Origin of the sequence: Frigoribacterium sp. CFBP9030 (assembly GCF_034045195.1) — a bacterium.
Classification (GTDB): domain Bacteria; phylum Actinomycetota; class Actinomycetes; order Actinomycetales; family Microbacteriaceae; genus Frigoribacterium.
The window spans coordinates 62,089-79,748 of record NZ_JAXCWG010000002.1 but is presented as its reverse complement, the minus strand read 5'-3'; the positions used below and the strand labels follow the sequence as shown (position 1 = coordinate 79,748).

The window sequence follows — 17,660 nt, the reverse complement described above, 5'->3', positions numbered from 1 at the left end:
AGGAGGCGCGGTGCCGGCGAGCCCGCGGATCAGGCGTCGGCGGGCTGCCGCACTCCGGCGGCGGGGAGCAGCACGCCGTCGATCAGCGAGATCAGGAAGTCGCGGTCGACGGGCCTGCGGAGCACGAGCACCCGGTACGAGACCATGGACGGCGTGACGAGCGCGAGCGACTCGATGTCCGTGGCGGGGTCGATCTCGCCGCGCTCGAGGGCGCGGCGCATGAGCAGCCGATTGGCCTGGGCCCGCGGCTGCACGATGGCGCTGTCGACGGCGTCGGCCAGCTCGGGCGTGGTCGAGAGCATCGTGACGACCCCGGCCATCACCCGCATCTTCTTCTCGGCCTCGTCGATGCTCTGCGGCTTGATCATCGCGACGAGGTCGCCGCGGAGGGTGCCGGTGTCGGGCAGGTCGTCGAGATCGACCGCGCCCTGCTTCAAGCAGGCGACCGCGTCGACGACGAGCTCGCCCTTCGACGCCCACCGGCGGTAGAGCGTCGCCTTGCCGGCCTTGGCGCGGGCGGCGACCATCTCGATGGTCATGCCCTCGAAGCCCGTCTCGGCCAGCACGTCGATGGTGCAGCGGAGGATCTCGGGGTCGCGGCTGTGATCGCGCTTCCGCCCCGGGCGGCCGGGCGTCGGTGCATCGGTCATGCCGGTGACTCTACCTCGCGAGTTTGCGAGACCGGGCATATCCGAAACCGACGAGGCTCGTATATGCTCGCGCCCATGTCTCGGACCTCTCCGCTCTCTGGCGACGCGACCCGCGCCTCCTCGTCCCGCCGCTGGTGGACCCTCACCACCGTCGCCCTCGCCCAGCTGATGGTCGTGCTCGACTCGACCGTCGTCAACATCGCGCTGCCCGCCGCCCAGGCCGACCTCGGCTTCTCGGACGGCGACCGGCAGTGGATCATCACCGCCTACTCGCTCGCCTTCGGCAGCCTGCTGCTGCTCGGCGGCCGCATCTCCGACCTGATCGGCCGCAAGCGCACCTTCATCGTCGGCCTGATCGGCTTCGCGCTCGCCTCGGCCCTCGGCGGCGCCGCCGACAGCTTCGGGCTGCTCGTCTTCGCGCGAGCGCTGCAGGGCGCGTTCGGCGCACTGCTCGCCCCCACCGCGCTCGCCGTGCTGACCACGACCTTCACCGTGCCGAAGGAGCGCGCCCGCGCGTTCGGCGTCTTCGGCGCGATCGCCGGCGCCGGCGGGGCGATCGGCCTGCTGCTCGGCGGGTTCCTGACCGAGTACGCCTCCTGGCGCTGGAACCTCTACATCAACGTCGTCATCGCCGTCGTGGCCATCGCCGGCGCCGCGGTCTTCGTCTCGCACATCACCCGCACGGGCCCGCGCCCGAAGCTCGACGTGCCCGGCACCGTGCTCGTCTCGGCCGCGCTCTTCTCGCTCGTCTACGGCTTCTCGAACGCCGAGAACGAGGGCTGGGGCTCACCTCTGACCTGGGGGTTCCTCGTCGCGGCCGTCGTGCTGCTGACCGCCTTCGTGCTCTGGCAGCGCCGTGCCGAGCACCCGCTGCTGCCGATGTCGATCGTGCTCGACCGCAACCGGGGCGCCGCGTACAGCTCGGTCACCATCGCGGGTGCCGGCATGTTCGGCATCTTCCTGTTCGTCACGTACTACCTGCAGACCTCGCTCGGCTACACGCCGACGCAGACGGGTCTCGCGTTCCTGCCGATGATCGGCATGCTCGTGCTCGCTGCGCAGCTGTCGACCAACATCTTCGTGCCGCGCTTCGGTCCGAAGATCATGGTGCCGTTCGGCATGACCCTCGGCGTGATCGGCATGCTGCTGCTCACCAGGCTCGATCTCGACAGCGGCTACGCCGGCGACGTGCTGCCCGCTCTGATGGTGCTCGGCTTCGGCATGGGGTCGATCATGCCGGCGTCGATCCAGACCGCGACCCTCGGAGTCGACCGCGAGCACGCCGGAGTCGCTTCGGCCATGGTCAACACCAGCCAGCAGGTCGGCGGATCGATCGGCACCGCGCTGCTGAACACGCTGGCGGCCACGGCCACGGCGAACTACCTGATCGACAGCACGTCGACGACGGGTGCGGTCGCCGCCGAGGCCGCGGTCGCGGGCTACGCGACCGCGTACTGGTGGGGAGCCGCGTTCTTCGCGGTCGGCGCCGTCATCGCCGCGCTGCTGTTCCGCCGACGTGCGCCCCAGGCGCCGGACGAGGAGGCGCGGGCCGGGATCTCGACGGAGACCGGGCCGGTCGCCGTCCCCGCCTGATCGTCCCGGTCTCGCGGCCGCGCACGACCCCTCGGGGCGGGCTCTCCACAGGGCCCGCCCTCGACGCTCTCGGCGTCGGTGGCTGCTGACATCATGGTCGGCATGGACCACACGGACGGCATGGGCGACGACGGGGCCGAGGCCGACTTCTCCCCTCTCACGCCGCTGATCGACGCCGTCGACATCATCCGACTCGTCGGGCCGATGGCCTTCAACCGGGCGAAGGAGTACGCGGCGACGGGTGCCGTCACCGAGACGTCGTGGCACCCCGCCGACGAACGCATCACCGGCACCGTGCAGGGCACCGAGGCCACCCCGTACCTCAGCGAGATCGTCGTGCGAGCCGGCCGGGGCGACTACAGCCGACCGCTGCGCAGCGCCTGCAGCTGCCCCATCGGCGGCGACTGCAAGCACATCGCGGCCGTGCTGCTGCAGAGCAACACCGCGGCCCTGCTGCAGCGACGCGGGGCGTCGAGCGGCGGGCTGCAGTCGGGTGCGCTGCCGTCCGGTGCGCTGTCGTCCGGCGGCCTGGCGGGGTCCGCCCTGGGCGAGATCACCTCGGCGTCGAGCGCAGGGTCGCCGACGCGTGCGGTCGACCCGGGCGACTGGCGATCGGTCGTGGGCTCCCTCGGTCGGTCGACCCGCGCCTCCTCGGCTCGAACGACCGGCATGGGGCTGCTGTTCGAGGTGCGCGACCGGGCTCCCGCCCCACGGCCGGGCGGCCGACGCCCGCCGGGCGGAACGGGTCGATCGATGCCGCCCCGCCTCGGCGTGCGACCGGTCACGCTCAGCGCGACCGGCAACTGGGTCAGAGGCTCCCTGACCTGGACGTCGCTGCCCTATCAGCTCAACCGTCTCGCCGTCGACCCCGATCAGCACGCCTGGTTCGGTCAGTTCGCGGCCCTGCACCGGTCGGTCGTCGCGACCTACGTGCCCGGCGACGCCGACTGGCTGCACCTCGACGACTTCGCCAGCCCGCTGCTCTGGCCGCTGCTCGCCGAGGCCTCGCGACTGGGGGTGGCCTTCGTCACCGGCAAGCGCGCGACCGATGTGACGATCGGCGAGCAGGCGCAGGTGACCGTCGACGCGACCCGCGCCGCCGACGGGTCCGTGCTGCTGACCGCCGGCGTCTCGATCGACGGCTCGACCGGTCGCGCGCCGATCGCAGGGGTCGTCGGCGACCACGGGGTGTGGACGGCCGAGACGTCGCGGGCGCTGTCGGTGGTGCTGGCTCCGACGGCCGCGCCGCTCGGCGCCGACGAGCGTCGGCTGCTGACCCTCACCCCCGAGATCCTCGTGCCGGCCGCCGAGACCGCCGAGTTCCTCGCCGACTTCTACCCCGCGCTCCGCCGCAGCGTCGACGTGGTCAGCTCCGACTCGTCCGTCGAGCTGCCCGAGATCGTGCCGCCGAGCCTCCTGCTCACGGTCGGCTTCGAGAGGTCGCACACGCTGCGGCTCTCGTGGGGCTGGTCGATCGACGGCCGACGGCTGCCCCTCGACGCCCATGGACCGGTGCCGGTCCTCGACGAGCTCGCCGCGCCTCCTCGAGACACGGTTCTCACCGGGGTCGCGGCGGCCGAGTTCGCCGCCGAGGTGCTGCCGGCGCTCGAAGCCCGAGCCGACGTCCTCGTCGACCTCGTCGGCACGCGACCCGACTACCGCGAGCTCACCGACGAGCCGCATCTGACCGTGACGACGATCGAGACCGACAAGCGCGACTGGTTCGACCTCGGGGTGCTGGTCACCGTCGAGGGGCGCACGCTGCCCCTCGTGCCGCTCCTCACGGCGATCGCCAAGCGGCAGCGCAAGATGCTGCTGGTCGACGGCTCGTACCTCTCGCTCGGCTCGCCCGTCTTCGACGAGCTGAAGCGCCTGCTCGACGAGGCGGCCTCGCTCGACGAGTGGGAGACCGGGCCGCGCATCAACCGGTACCAGGCGGGTCTCTGGGCCGAGATCGACGACCTCGCCGACGAGACGGTGCAGGCCGACCGGTGGCGCTCGGCCGTGGGCGGGCTCCTGGCGCTCGCCCAGCGGGGCGATGGCGATGGCGGTAACGACGGCGACGGGTCGGGGCTCGTCACGACTCCCCCGGCGGTGCCCGCATCGATCAACGCGACCCTGCGCCCGTACCAGCGCGAGGGTTTCGAGTGGCTGGCTTTCCTCTACGAGCACGGGCTCGGCGGGGTGCTGGCCGACGACATGGGTCTCGGCAAGACCCTGCAGACCCTCACCCTGATGGCGCACGTGCGCGAGACGGAGGACCCTGCCGAGCGGCGGCCGTTCCTCGTCGTGGCGCCGACCTCGGTCGTGGCGAATTGGGTGCTCGAAGCGGCCCGGTTCGCCCCGGGTCTCGTCGTGCACGGGGTGACCGAGACGGAGCGGAAGAGCCGGGGCGCGCTCGCGACCGCCCTCGACGGAGGCGCGGGGCCGGTGCCCGACGTCGTCGTCACCTCGTACGCGCTGTTCCGACTCGACGCCGCGGCCTACCAGGGGCACACCTGGGCGGCGCTCGTGCTCGACGAGGCGCAGTTCGTCAAGAACCGGGCGTCGCAGGCGCACCGTGTCGCCGTCGAGCTCGACACCCGGGTCGCGATCGCCATCACGGGCACTCCGCTCGAGAACAGCCTGATGGATCTCTGGTCGCTGTTCCGCATCGTCGCCCCGGGTCTGCTCTCGACGGCGAGCGCGTTCACCGAGAACTACGTGAAGCCCATCGAGGCCGGCGGGCGACCCGAGCACCTCGACCGGCTGCGTCGGCGGATCCGCCCGCTCCTCCTCCGCCGCACGAAAGAGCTGGTGGCGGCCGACCTGCCGGCCAAGCAGGAGCAGGTGCTCCGCGTCGATCTGGCGCCCGCGCATCGCGAGCTCTACGACACCTTCCTGCAGCGCGAGCGCCTGAAGCTGCTCGACCTCATCGACGACCTCGACCGCAACCGCTTCATCGTGTTCCGATCGCTGACGCTGCTGCGCATGCTCTCACTCGACGCGGCGCTGCTCGACGAGGCCTACGCCGACATCCCGTCGGCGAAGCTCGACCAGCTGATCGACGAGCTCGACGACGTCGTGGCGGGCGGGCACCGCGCGCTCGTGTTCAGTCAGTTCACGTCGTTCCTCGGGCGGGTCGCCGCGCGGCTCGACGAGCGGGGCATCGCCCACGAGTACCTCGACGGGTCGACGCGTCGACGGGCCGAGGTGATCCGGCGCTTCAAGACCGGCGACGCCCCCGCATTCCTGATCAGCCTCAAGGCCGGCGGGTTCGGGCTGACCCTGACCGAGGCCGACTACGTCTTCATGCTCGACCCGTGGTGGAATCCCGCGGCCGAGTCGCAGGCCGTCGACCGGACGCACCGCATCGGGCAGACGAAGAACGTCATGGTCTACCGGATGATCGCGAACGGCACCATCGAAGAGAAGGTGCTGGCGCTGCAGAAGAAGAAGGCGCAGCTGTTCGACGCCGTCATGGACGACGACGCGGTCTTCAGCTCGGCGCTCACCGCCGACGACATCCGCGGTCTGCTCGACGTCTGAGCCGGCGCCGGGTCTGCGCGCCCGGCGCCGACCCTGACCCGGCACCGGCGCTGAGCGTCGGCGCCGGGCCCGGGTCGTGGTCCGCGCGGGGGCGTTACGCGTCGAGCGGGATCGTCGTCGAGAACGAGCGGGTCGTCGGCGGCTCGACGAGCACCTCGGGCAGCCGGTTGGCGCCCTCGGGCGTCGCGCGCCACGCGACGTACGCCTCGTGATCGGCGGCCGTCGCCCAGGTCTCGACGACGATGGCGCGCGTCGGGTCGTCGTCGTCCACGACGACCACGAGGTCCTGGCAGCCCGGCCAGGCACGGGTCGCGACGAGCGTCTCCCGGACGATGTCGCGGGCGAGGTCGAGCTTGTCGGCGTCGAAGTGCACCTCGAGATGGACGGTCGTGGTCATGCGGTTCCTCCTGCGGTCGGAGGGTCGACGCTACGCGCGTCTCCCCCGTCTGCCCGCACCGCGCCTCCTCGGACGCGACGCGCCTCCCCGCTCGCGCCTCCGCAATCCACCCACGCGGCGCCTCCTCGGCTGCACCGAGCCTCCCCGACTGCACCGCGCCTCCTCGGCTGCACCGCGCCTCCTCGGCTCCGGGGTCGACAGGCGGTGCGGAGCGGGGGCAGGATGTCGTGGACATCCGTGCTCCACCGACGCACCCGGAGGTCGCCATGACCACGTCGAGCAACACGAAGCCGCCGACCACCGACACCGGTGAGACGCCCACCGAGCTGAAACGGGCCATCGGCCCCAAGCTGCTGCTGCTGTTCATCGTGGGCGACATCCTCGGCACGGGCGTCTACGCGCTCACCGGGCAGGTCGCCGCCGAGGTGGGAGGCGCGGCCTGGCTGCCGTTCCTGATCGCGTTCGCCGTCGCCCTGGTGACCGCGTTCTCGTACCTCGAGCTCGTGACGAAGTACCCGCAGACGGCCGGGGCCGCCCTCTACGTGCACAAGGCGTTCGGCATCCACTTCGTCACGTTCATCGTGTGCTTCGTCGTGATGTGCTCGGGCATCACGAGCGCCTCGACCGCCGCGCGCGCTTTCGCGGCCAACCTCGCGGCGGGCATCGGCGTCGAGCTGTCGAACGGCGTCGTCATGGCGATCGCGATGGGGTTCATGCTGCTGGTGATGGCGATCAACTTCCGGGGCGTGAGCGAGAGCGTCAAGGCGAACGTCGTGCTCACGCTCGTCGAGCTGTCCGGTCTGCTGATGGTGATCATGATCGGCTTCTGGTTCATCGCAGGCGGCAACGCTGATTGGGGGCGGGTCGTGCTGTTCGAGACGCCGGGCGACAAGTCGCTGCTGCTGAGCATCAGCACGGCGACGTCGCTCGCGTTCTTCGCCATGGTCGGCTTCGAGGACAGCGTCAACATGGCCGAGGAGACCAAGGACCCGAGCCGGATCTTCCCGAAGGTCATGCTCACCGGGCTCGGCATCGCCGCCGTCATCTACGTGCTGGTCGCCATCTGCGCCGTCGCGGTCGTGCCGATCGGCGAGCTGGCCGACAACGAGACGCCGCTCGTGACCGTCGTCAACACGGCAGCCCCCGACTTCCCCATCGGTCAGCTGCTGCCCTTCATCTCGATGTTCGCCGTCGCCAACAGCGCCCTGATCAACATGATGATGGCCAGCCGCCTGCTCTACGGCATGAGCCGCCAGGGCGTGCTGCCCGGGTTCCTGTCGAAGGTGCACGCGAAGCGCCAGACCCCCTGGGCCGCGATCGTCTTCACCACGGCGCTCGCGCTCGGGCTGATCGGCTACGTGTCGCTGTCGCCCGAGTCGCCCATCGTGGCGGTGCTCGGCGGCACGACGTCGCTGCTGCTGCTGGCAGTGTTCGCGGTCGTCAACGTCACGGTGCTCGTGCTGCGCCGCGACCGCGTCACGCAGAAGCACTTCCGGGCGGGCACCGTGCTGCCGGTGGTGGGCGTCGTCGCGTGCCTGTGGCTCGTGCTGCCGATGTCGTCGGGGCGCGGGACCGAGCAGTACGAGATCGCCGGAGGGCTGCTCGCGATCGGGATCGTGCTGTGGGCGGTGACCTTCGTGTCGCGCCGCGGCAAGCCGGTGCCGAGCGAGGCGATCGCCGAGGCCGATCGCGCCGAGCCGCCCGCGTAGCCGGCCACGCGCATCCATGTGACCCGAACGGAGCCGCGGCAGCCCGCTACGGCACCCTTCGGGTCACCTCGATGGCCGCAGACGAGGCGGGCGGGTGGGCGGGCGGGCGGGCGCGCGGGCGGGCGCGCGGGCGGGTCGGTTGGACACACGCGTACGCGACCTTCGGCGGGTTCCCGTCATCGGGGGCGGGTCAGCGCTGACCCGCCGCGAAGGACGGGAACCCGCCGAACCCGCCGTGGAACCCCAGTCAGACGAGCCGCTTCTCGCCCGCCCGCAGCACGCGCAGCCACCGGAACCCGTAGCCCTCGAGCTCGATGCGGTGGTGGGCGTCGCCGGCCAGAGCCTCGGGGACGGACCGCTCGGCGAGCAGATCGACGAGGCGAGGCGCGGCGGCACCCGCGGCGTGGCCCGCGGCGGCACCAGCCGCCTCACCCACTGCGCCCGCCTCCCCCGCATCCGGGCCGAGCAGCCCGCTCAGGTCGAGGTCGACCGAGCGGCCGTCCGGTGCGAAGTTGTGCACGGCGACGAGCGTCCCCGTGCTGCTGACGACCGCGTGAGCGAGCACGCAGTCGTGCCCCGAGTCGAGGAGGGTCAGTTCGCCCCAGCCGATCTCGGGCGACGCGCGATAGTGCCGCACGAGGCTCTGCACGAATCGCAGCATCGAGTCGGGCTCGTGCCGCTGGCGCGACACGTTCACGTGCTCGGGCGCCCAGCCCTCGACGGCCAGCGGCGCGACGAGGTCGTCGGCCTCGGCGCGCGAGAAGCCCCCGCCCGCCTCGTCGGTCCACTGCATCGGCGTGCGGACGGCCCCGCGACCGCTGACGGACGGGTTCTCGCCCATGCCGATCTCCTCGCCGTAGAACAGCACAGGGGCACCGGGCGTCGAGAACATCAGGCTGTAGACCATGCGGATGCGCCGCGGGTCGCCGTCGAGCATCGGCGGCAGACGACGCACGATGCCGCGACCGTGGATCCGCTGCGACTCGAGCGGCGCGAACGCCTCGAACACCTCGTCGCGCTCGTCGTCGCTCAGCTGATCGAGGGTCAGCTCGTCGTGGTTGCGCACGAAGTTGCCCCACTGGTTGCCCCGCGCCAGCGTCGGACGGGTCGACAGCGCGGCGGCCAGCGGACGGGCGTCCTGCCGCGCCAGCGAGAGGTACAGCGCCTGGTTGGCGACGAAGTCGAACTGCATCGTCAGCTCGTCGCCGTCGTCCTCGCCGAAGAACGCGACCATCTCGTCGTACGGGAGGTTCACCTCGCCGAGCATCATGCCGCTGCCGCTCCGTCGGGCGACGTACCCGCGGAGCGCCTGCAGGAACCCGTGCTCGGCCCCGTCGTCGGTGTCGATCAGGTGCGGCACCGCGTCGACGCGGAACCCGTCGATCCCGAGCTGCAGCCAGAATCCGATCACCTTGGCGATCTCGTCGCGGACCTCCTGACGGTCGGTCGCGAGGTCGGGCTGGTGCGAGTAGAACGAGTGCCGGAAGTACTGGCCGGCTTCGTCGTCGAACGACCAGACGCCGTCCTCGACGTCGGGGAACATGTTCGCCGGCTGGTCGGCGGGCACCTCGTCGCGCCAGGTGTAGAAGTCGCGGTACCGGCTGTCGCGGTCGCTGCGCGCCGCGCGGAACCACGGGTGCTGATCGCTCGTGTGGTTGACCACGAGGTCGACGATGACGCGCATCCCGCGGTCCTTCGCCGTCCGCACGACCTCGACGAAGTCGCCGAGGTGCCCGTAGCGCGGGTCGACGCCGAAGTAGTCGGAGATGTCGTACCCGTTGTCGCGCTGCGGCGACGGGTAGAACGGCGCCAGCCAGAGGCAGGTGACGCCCAGCTCGGCGAGGTGGTCGAGGCGGTGCGCCAGCCCCTCGAGGTCGCCGACGCCGTCGTCGTTCCAGTCGAGGTACGTCTCGACGTCGAGGTTGTAGAAGACGGCGGTCTTCCACCACAGGTCGCTCGTGTCGGTGACCCTCATCGGGTCGCGGTGTCGCGCGCGGCGCGACGGGGGCAGGCGCAGGAGGCGCGGGTCGGGCGGGTCATGTCGGCTCCGTCTCGGGTGGGTCGCTTCCGCCGACCGTACCGACGCCGCGCCTCCTCGGTCCTGTCGATCCCCTGAGCGCGCGCATCGCGGCCACCGCGCCGCGCGCTGCGCCCCGAGCCCCTCGCGCTGCGCCCCGCGCACCGCGCCCACCGCCCGTCGAAGTGACCCGATGGGCGCCGCCACAGGCCGCTACCACACCATCCGGGTCACCTCGACGGTCACGGGATGAGGCGAGCCGCCCGGTACCGCTCGAACAGGTCGACGAACGCCTGCTCGGTGCGGCGGTAGCGCGAGAAGCCGGCGTCGCGCGCCTTGCCCATGTCGGCGACGACCTCGAGGTCGCGACCGAGGTCGGCGTCGGTGTGCCACCACGAGGCGACGCGCGCCAGCTCGGGTTCGACGAGGTCGTGCTCGGCGACGAGCTCGCGCCAGTCCTGCTCGAGCCCGGCCATCTGCTCCTCCAGCGGTCGCGGCGCGCCCTCGAACCCCTCGACGAGGGCGGGGTCGATGCCGAGGTGCGCGGCGAGGCGGGGCCACATCCAGCGCCAGCGGAAGACGTCGCCGTTCACGATGTTGAACGCCTCGTCGCCGCCCGCGGGGTCGGTCGCGGCCCAGATCATCTGCTCGGCGAGCACGCCCGCGTCGGTCATGTCGACGAGCGAGTTCCACTGCGTCTCGCTGCCCGGGAACGCGAACGGCAGGCCGAGGCGCATCGTCAGCGCCGCCTGCACGGCGATGGTCAGCCCCATGTTCATGGCGTTGCCGACGGCGAACCCGATCACGGTGTGCGAGCGGTGCACCGACCAGGTGAAGCCCTGACGCTCGGCGGCGGCGAACAGCTCGTCCTCCTGCGCGTAGTAGAAGTTCGGGTAGTCGAGGCGCGGCTCGTCCTCGTGGAACGGCGTGTCGGGCATGACGCCCTTGCCGTACGCCTCGAACGGGCCGAGGTAGTGCTTCAGACCGGTCACGAGCGAGACGTGCTGCACGGGGGCGTGCTCGAGGGCGGCGAGCAGATCGCGGACCATGCCGCCGTTCACCTCGATGTTCTCGGCCTCGGTGTCGCGCTTCTGCCAGGCGGCGAAGAACACGTGCGTGGGCTGCACGTCGGCCAGGGCGGTCGCGAGGCTCTCGGCGCTCAGCAGATCGGCGGCGATACCGGTGACCCCCGGAGCCGAGGAGGCGCGGCGCGACAGGGCGAGCACGTCCCATCCGTCGCGGGTCAGCTGCTCGACGAGCGCGGTGCCCGTGATGCCGCTGGCGCCCACCACGAGTGCGGTGCCGGGGCGGGTGCCCGGTGCGGTGGCGTCGTGCCGGGGCTCGACGGACTCGAGGGCGATGCTCTCGGGGGCGCCCGTCTCGGGGTCGCGGATGTCGCTCGTCGCGGGGTCGGTCTGCGGGCGGTCGGTCTGCGGGGTGCGGTCGTCGCTCATCCGGGAGAGAATCCGAGCGCGCCTCCTTCTATTCCCGGGCGTCCCCTCGTCCGTTCGCGCGGCGGACGACCGCGACCGCTCCCGGTGTCCACCGCGTACGGTCGAGCGATGGATCAGAACAGCGGCGACGACTCGACCGACCGGCCCCCCTCGACCCCCGAGCAGGAGGCCGCCGCCCTCGCTCTCGCGATCGTGTCGCAGGCCTCGGCCATCACGCAGGGCGACGAGGAAGCGCTGGACGCGAGCGAGGACAACCTCCGCGAGGTCGTCACCGGCCTCTCGGACGCTCCCCTCACCCCGCGCCAGGAGGACGTCGTCGCGACTCTCGGCGCCGCCGGCGGCAGTCTCGCCGCCGGGCTCTCGGAGGCGCTCGCGCACACGAAGGGCGTCGACACCGGCGTCGTGCTCGGCTCGGCCGCCGAGGCCGTGCTCGCGCAGACGCAGCCCGAGGCGGAGAACGCGCCCGACGCGGAGAGCGCATCCGACGCTGGGACGGCACCCGGCGCCGGAGCGGGCGCCGGCGACGCGACCGCACCGGGCGCCGATGACCGGTCCCCCGGCTCCGACGCGATCGCGGACCGCGACAACGCCGCGTTCGACGACGCCTTCGACGACCTGGTCGCCGGCACGAGTCGAGACGACCAGCACGCCGACGGCCGCCGTCCTGACGACGACCACCGCGCCTCCTAGACTCGACGCAGCCCGCCGAGCAGGCCCCGCCGCGACCGCGCCAGCCGTGTCGAGCGGGGCCCGACCCGAGGGCCATCTCCCGTGACCCCGCACCACCCCGACGTGACCGATCGGAGCTCGACCGTGAGCGATCCCCAGCGACCCGGCCGACGCGATCGTCCTGCCCGCCCGCCCCGCCCGCCGGCGAAGCCGACCCGGGTCAGGGCCCGCAACGTCAACCCGCAGGAGATGCGCGACGTCCGCGCCCGCCTCCGCGGCACGATCTACGAGGGCACGACGCCCGAGCACGGCATCGGCGGCGACCTCTACTCGCCGCGCCAGATCGTCGACTTCTGCCTCGACCTCGGCGACGTGATGCTCGCGTCGGGGGCCGACGTCCGCAGCACCGAGGTCGCGATCGTCGCGGTCAGCACGAAGTGGAACCTCGCCCCGCTCGAGCTCGACATCACCGGCACGGCGATCACCGTCCAGTACGCGCCCGTCGAGGGCCCGCCGCTGATCAAGACCCGCGTCGTCTACGCCGAGGGCTCGAACCTGCACCGACTGTCGCTCGTCTACCAGATCGTCGACGACCTGCTGCACGACGACCGCGACATGACCACGGCCGTGGCCGGTCTCGTCGACGTGCTGCGCTCTCCCCCGCGCTGGCCGTCGTGGATCACCGATCTGGCGATGGGCATGCTCGGCGTCTCGGTCACGCTGCAGGCCGGCGGCACCTGGCAGGCGGCCGTCGGGGCGTTCGTCCTGATGATCGGGGTGATGGCGACCGGACGGGGGCTCGCGGCCCGCGGCATCCCCCAGTTCTTCGTCGTCGGTCTGCAGGCGGGCGCCACGGCGGCCCTCGGCACCGTCGGGATCTCGCTCGATCTCCTATCGGCCGGAGGCGCGGCGGCGATGGTCGCGGCGGTGGTCGTCCTGACGCTCCCGCACCCCACCATCGTCACCTGGGCGCAGGACGCCATCTCGGGGTTCCGGGCGATGGCCCTCGGCCGGGCCCTGGTGATCGGTCTGATCGTGGCGGGTATCGTCTGCGGCATCCCCGCCGGCATTGCCGTGACCGCCGGGTTCGTCGACTTCGAGGTCGACCCGACGAACATCACGCTGCAGGCGCTGCCCCTGTGGCTGTCGCTGTGCTCCAGCTTCGCGGCGGCGTCGGCGAACGCGGTGGCGCAGGGGTCGAGCGCGCGGATGATCCCCATCACGATCGGCGTCGCGCTCGTCGGCAACCTCTCGCTCTTCACCCTGCGACTGCTCGGCGTGCCCCTGATGGGTGCGACGTTCCTCGCGGCGATCCTGCTCGGCGCGCTGTCGACGGTCGCCGCGGCGCGACTCCGCACGGCCGCGACGGTCATCGCGGTGCCGGCGTTCTGCGGGTCTCTGCTGCCGTCGCTGGCGGTCGCGTCGGCGCTGCTCAACTTCATGTCGGGCACGGAGGGGGCCGAGGTCGACTTCGTCTTCTCCATGCTGACGACGCTCGCGATCGGCGCCGGACTCGTGCTCGGCAACCTGCTCGCCACCCCCGGCGCGCGTCGCTGGCTGCGCCGCCGCAAGAAGGTCTACGTGCAGTCGCTGCACAGCGACACGACGCCGATCAACATCGTCGTCGCGCACGACGCCGAGGCGCCCCGGGCCGATTGAGCAGGAGGCGCGGGTGGGCCGCGAAGGAGGCGCGGGTCGTCCGATCGGGGCTCCTCGCCATGTCAGCACGGCACAGGCCCCGAGACCGGCTACCGTTGCACTATGAGTGACACCACCGAACAAGCCCCGAGCGACGCCACGGAGCAAGCCGAAACACCCTCGACGTTCGCCGACCTGGGCTTGAGCGATCAGGTCCTCAAGGCCATCAAAGACATAGGGTACGAGACCCCCTCGGCCATCCAGTCCGCCACGATCCCCACCCTCCTCGCCGGTCGCGACGTCGTCGGCCTGGCGCAGACGGGCACCGGCAAGACGGCAGCCTTCGCGCTGCCGATCCTGTCGCGCCTCGACGTGAGCGCGAAGAAGCCGCAGGCGCTCGTCCTGTCGCCCACCCGCGAGCTCGCCCTCCAGGTCTGCGAGGCGTTCGAGCAGTTCGCCTCCGGCATGCGCGGCGTCCACGTGCTGCCCGTCTACGGAGGTCAGGCCTACGGCGTCCAGCTGAGCGCTCTGCGCCGCGGCGTCCATGTGGTCGTCGGCACGCCCGGTCGCATCATGGACCACCTCGCGAAGGGCACCCTCGACCTCTCCGAGCTCAAGTACCTCGTGCTCGACGAGGCCGACGAGATGCTCAAGATGGGCTTCGCCGAGGACGTCGAGACGATCCTCGCCGACACCCCCGACGACAAGCAGGTCGCGCTCTTCTCGGCCACCATGCCGCCGCAGATCCGTCGCATCTCGAAGCAGTACCTGAACGACGCCGAAGAGATCACCGTCAAGGCGAAGACCACGACGTCGGTCAACACGACGCAGCGCTACCTGATGGTGTCGTACCCGCAGAAGGTCGACGCCCTGACGCGCATCCTCGAGGTCGAGAACTTCGAGGGCATGATCATCTTCGTCCGCACCAAGAGCGAGACCGAGACCCTCGCCGAGAAGCTCCGTGCGCGCGGCTACTCGGCGGCGGCGATCAGCGGCGACGTGGCCCAGGCCCAGCGCGAGCGCACCGTCAACCAGCTGAAGAGCGGCAAGCTCGACATCCTGGTCGCGACCGACGTCGCGGCCCGTGGTCTCGACGTCGATCGCATCAGCCACGTCGTCAACTACGACATCCCGATCGACACCGAGTCGTACGTGCACCGCATCGGCCGCACCGGCCGTGCCGGTCGCAGCGGCGCGGCGATCAGCTTCGTCACCCCGCGTGAGCGCCGCCTGCTCGGCGCCATCGAGAAGGCGACGCGTCAGCCCCTCACGCAGATGCAGCTGCCGTCGGTCGACGACGTCAACAGCACGCGCCTCACGCGCTTCGACGACGCGATCACCGAGGCGCTGTCGCAGGAGGCCCGCATCTCGGCCTTCCGCGACATCATCGCGCACTACGTCGAGCACCACGACGTGCCCGAGGCCGATGTGGCCGCGGCCCTCGCGGTCGTGGCGCAGGGCGAGACGCCGCTGCTGCTCGACCCGAAAGACGAGCGTCCGCAGCGCGACGAGCGTCCGCTGCGCGAGCGCGACGACCGGGCTCCGCGGGCCGGTCAGGGCGACGACCGAGGCGAGCGTCGCGACCGCGGCCCCCGCACGTCGAAGCCGATGACCTCGTACCGCATCGAGGTCGGTCGTCGTCACCGTGTCGAGCCGCGTCAGATCGTCGGTGCGCTCGCCAACGAGGGCGGTCTCAGCCGAGACGACTTCGGCGCGATCGCGATCCGCCCCGACTTCTCGATCGTCGAGCTGGCCTCCGACGTCAGCAGCGACATGCTCGACCGACTCAGCGACACCCGCATCAGCGGCAAGCTGATCGAGATCAAGCAGGATCGCCGTGGCGGCGGCGCCGCCGGTGGCGGTGCTCGTCGTGACGACCGCGGCGACCGCGGCGACCGCTCCTCCGGGTCGTACGGCGGGGATCGCCCGCCGCGCAAGCCCCGCTACTAGCGACACCCTCCGAAGGCGGGCCCGTTCGGGTCCGCCTTCGGTTTTTCCCCCGCCGAGGAGCCCCGCATGAACCCCGCCACCGGCACCGACGCCCTCTTCGGCGTCGTGCAGACCGCGCTGACCATCGGCTGCCTCATCCCGCTGCTGCTGGGCCTCGTGGCGTTGGTTCTGTTCTTGCGGACGCGAGCCACGAACTCGGCGGCGTCGGACGGCGGCGGCGGCGCCGGCGGCGACAGTGCGGCTGCACGGCAGCGGGCGCACGATCTGGCCCGTGTGGCGCTGCTCGGCTCGGCGTTCGGAACGGCGTTGCTGCTCGTCGGGCAGCTCGTGGTCGGTCTCGGAACGTCGATCGGGTTGGTGAACGCGTTCGCCGGGCCACTGGTGCCCCTCAACATCGGGGCGCTGACGCTGACGGTGGTGTCCGCCGTGGCGTTCGCCGCGTCCCCCGCGCCCCCTGCGCCCCCTGCGCCCGGACGCTAGCGCCCACCCTCGCGGGCCCACCTCCGGCGCACATCCAACGGTGGGCAGAAAACGCCCCTCGCTCACCACCGAAGGGCAACAACCGCCCACCCTCGGGCGCGCCGCCTCCGACGGTGGGCAGAAAACGCCCCTCGCCCACCGCCCAAGGGCACCAACCGCCCACCTCAGCGCGCCCGGCTCCGACGGTGGGCAGAAAACGCCCCGCACCCACCACCCAAGGGCAATATGCGCCCACCCTCGCGCGCCCGGCTCGGACGGTGGGCAGAAAACGCCCTTCGCTCACCGCCGAAGGGCACCAACCGCCCACCCTCGCGCGCTCAACCCCCGACGGTGGGCAGAAAACGCCGCTAGCTCACCTCCGAAGGGCAATAAGCGCCCACCCTCGCGCGCCCGGCTCCGACGGTGGGCAGGAAACGCCCCTCCCTCACCGCCGAAGGGCACTTACCGCCCACCCTCCCGGGCCGGGCTCGACTCCGGGCGTCCGGCGCCGCGGTCAGCCGACGAGTGCGCGCAGCTCTTCGGCCGTGATCGTCAGCATCGACCCGGCGGGGTTCACGACGATGCCCGCATGACCCTGGTCGAGTGCGACGCGTGCCACGGCGTCGAAGCGGGTCGCGTTCGCATCAGCGCTCGGGGCCCAGGCGCCCACCTCGGCCGGTGACGTCAGCAGCACCGAGAACGTCTGACCTTCGTGCGACGTGACCGTCGCGACACCCATCGACGTGATCTCGCCGCTCTCGTCGCGATGCGCGACGGACGCGATGTAGAGCGCCGGGGCCGCCCGGACGAGTTCGAGCATGGCCGGCCAGGCGATCCGCTTCTCGGCCATGGCCTGCTTGACGGCCCTGTTCTCGGCCGGGTTCTCGGTGAGCCCGCGCACGAGCTCGTCGGTGTAGCCGATCCACTGCGTCTCGGGCGATCCGGGGTCGAGCACGAGTCCGTCGTACTTCGACACGGCCATCGCGACGACGTCGGGTGCCGCGTCGACGAGCGACACGGGGTCGCTGGTCTTGCGGTAGAAGCCGAGTCTGTCGCCGCTGGTGAAGGCGAGGAGCACCTTCTTGCCGGCGTTGTCGACCTGGTGGGCGATCGAGATCGTGTCGCCCTTCTGCGGTCCGACCTTCGGATCGGCCATCGTCGACGATCCGATGTCGAGCAGCAGGTCGCCCGCCGCGAGCTCCTTGACGACGGAGTACATCGTCTGGACGTTCTTGGCCTTGCTCCAGCCGGTGAGCGCCTCCTGCAGCGCGGTGTGCACGACGGGCGCGGCGGCACGCAGCGGGGGCACCGAGGTGCCGGCCGAGGCACCGGTCGGGACGGCCGACGGGTCCGCCCCGGTCGAGTTGGTCGGCGCAGCGCGCGTGATCCTTACGACGGGCGGCGCCTGCGCCGGGGCCACCTGCGGGGCTGAGTCGTCTGCGGTGTCGACCTTCACCCCGTCGGCGGGGTCGGACGTGGTCCGATCGGTCGTGGTGTCGTCGGCGGGTGTGTTTTTCTTGCGCGAGAAGAGCCCCATACGTCGAGCCTAGGGCGAAGCCGAGGAGGCGCGGCGCATCACCCGGGCGCCAGGACGCA

Annotated in this window: 12 protein-coding genes; 7 read left to right on the top strand and 5 right to left on the bottom strand. The window is 71.7% G+C overall.

Features of this window, described 5'->3' with window-relative positions:
- Positions 1-29 precede the first annotated feature (29 nt).
- Positions 30-650, bottom strand: coding sequence for a TetR/AcrR family transcriptional regulator (locus tag SOM13_RS02575; RefSeq protein WP_192060505.1), 621 nt, complete (start codon positions 648-650; stop codon positions 30-32).
- Positions 651-725: 75 nt separating this feature from the next.
- Here SOM13_RS02575 and SOM13_RS02570 point away from each other — a divergent pair, with 75 nt between their 5' ends.
- Positions 726-2,243, top strand: a complete 1,518-nt coding sequence (locus SOM13_RS02570) for an MFS transporter (RefSeq protein ID WP_320477282.1) — start codon at positions 726-728, stop codon at positions 2,241-2,243.
- A 78-nt stretch (positions 2,244-2,321) separates the two neighbouring features.
- A complete protein-coding gene (locus SOM13_RS02565) occupies positions 2,322-5,771 on the top strand; it encodes a DEAD/DEAH box helicase (protein WP_320478839.1) in 3,450 nt (1,149 codons plus the stop codon).
- 94 nt (positions 5,772-5,865) lie between these two features.
- Here SOM13_RS02565 and SOM13_RS02560 read toward each other — a convergent pair whose 3' ends face one another.
- Complete coding sequence (locus SOM13_RS02560; protein ID WP_192060508.1) at positions 5,866-6,168, bottom strand: putative quinol monooxygenase; 303 nt, start codon at positions 6,166-6,168, stop codon at positions 5,866-5,868.
- 266 nt (positions 6,169-6,434) lie between these two features.
- Between SOM13_RS02560 and SOM13_RS02555 the strand changes: the two genes are divergently transcribed.
- Complete coding sequence (locus tag SOM13_RS02555) at positions 6,435-7,877, top strand: APC family permease (RefSeq protein ID WP_320478838.1); 1,443 nt, start codon at positions 6,435-6,437, stop codon at positions 7,875-7,877.
- Positions 7,878-8,124: 247 nt separating this feature from the next.
- Here SOM13_RS02555 and SOM13_RS02550 read toward each other — a convergent pair whose 3' ends face one another.
- Both SOM13_RS02550 and SOM13_RS02545 read right to left on the bottom strand, forming a co-directional pair.
- Complete coding sequence (locus SOM13_RS02550) at positions 8,125-9,852, bottom strand: alpha-amylase family protein (protein ID WP_320478837.1); 1,728 nt, start codon at positions 9,850-9,852, stop codon at positions 8,125-8,127.
- A gap of 284 nt (positions 9,853-10,136) precedes the next feature.
- Positions 10,137-11,348: an SDR family oxidoreductase gene (locus tag SOM13_RS02545; RefSeq protein WP_320478836.1), complete on the bottom strand. Its 1,212-nt coding sequence runs from the start codon at positions 11,346-11,348 to the stop codon at positions 10,137-10,139.
- A 108-nt stretch (positions 11,349-11,456) separates the two neighbouring features.
- Between SOM13_RS02545 and SOM13_RS02540 the strand changes: the two genes are divergently transcribed.
- The 4 genes from SOM13_RS02540 (at position 11,457) to SOM13_RS02525 (ending at position 16,085) form a co-directional block, all read left to right on the top strand.
- Complete coding sequence (locus SOM13_RS02540; RefSeq protein ID WP_320478835.1) at positions 11,457-12,038, top strand: hypothetical protein; 582 nt, start codon at positions 11,457-11,459, stop codon at positions 12,036-12,038.
- A gap of 123 nt (positions 12,039-12,161) precedes the next feature.
- A complete protein-coding gene (locus tag SOM13_RS02535; protein WP_320478834.1) occupies positions 12,162-13,676 on the top strand; it encodes a threonine/serine ThrE exporter family protein in 1,515 nt (504 codons plus the stop codon).
- Between the two features lie 102 nt (positions 13,677-13,778).
- Positions 13,779-15,605, top strand: a complete 1,827-nt coding sequence (locus tag SOM13_RS02530; RefSeq protein ID WP_192060513.1) for a DEAD/DEAH box helicase — start codon at positions 13,779-13,781, stop codon at positions 15,603-15,605.
- Positions 15,606-15,671: 66 nt separating this feature from the next.
- Positions 15,672-16,085 (top strand): hypothetical protein, encoded by a 414-nt coding sequence (locus SOM13_RS02525; protein WP_320478833.1) that lies wholly within the window; start codon positions 15,672-15,674, stop codon positions 16,083-16,085.
- Between the two features lie 493 nt (positions 16,086-16,578).
- Here the strand turns inward: SOM13_RS02525 and SOM13_RS02520 are convergent, their stop codons facing one another.
- Positions 16,579-17,601, bottom strand: coding sequence for an SseB family protein (locus SOM13_RS02520; RefSeq protein ID WP_320478832.1), 1,023 nt, complete (start codon positions 17,599-17,601; stop codon positions 16,579-16,581).
- Positions 17,602-17,660 lie beyond the last annotated feature (59 nt).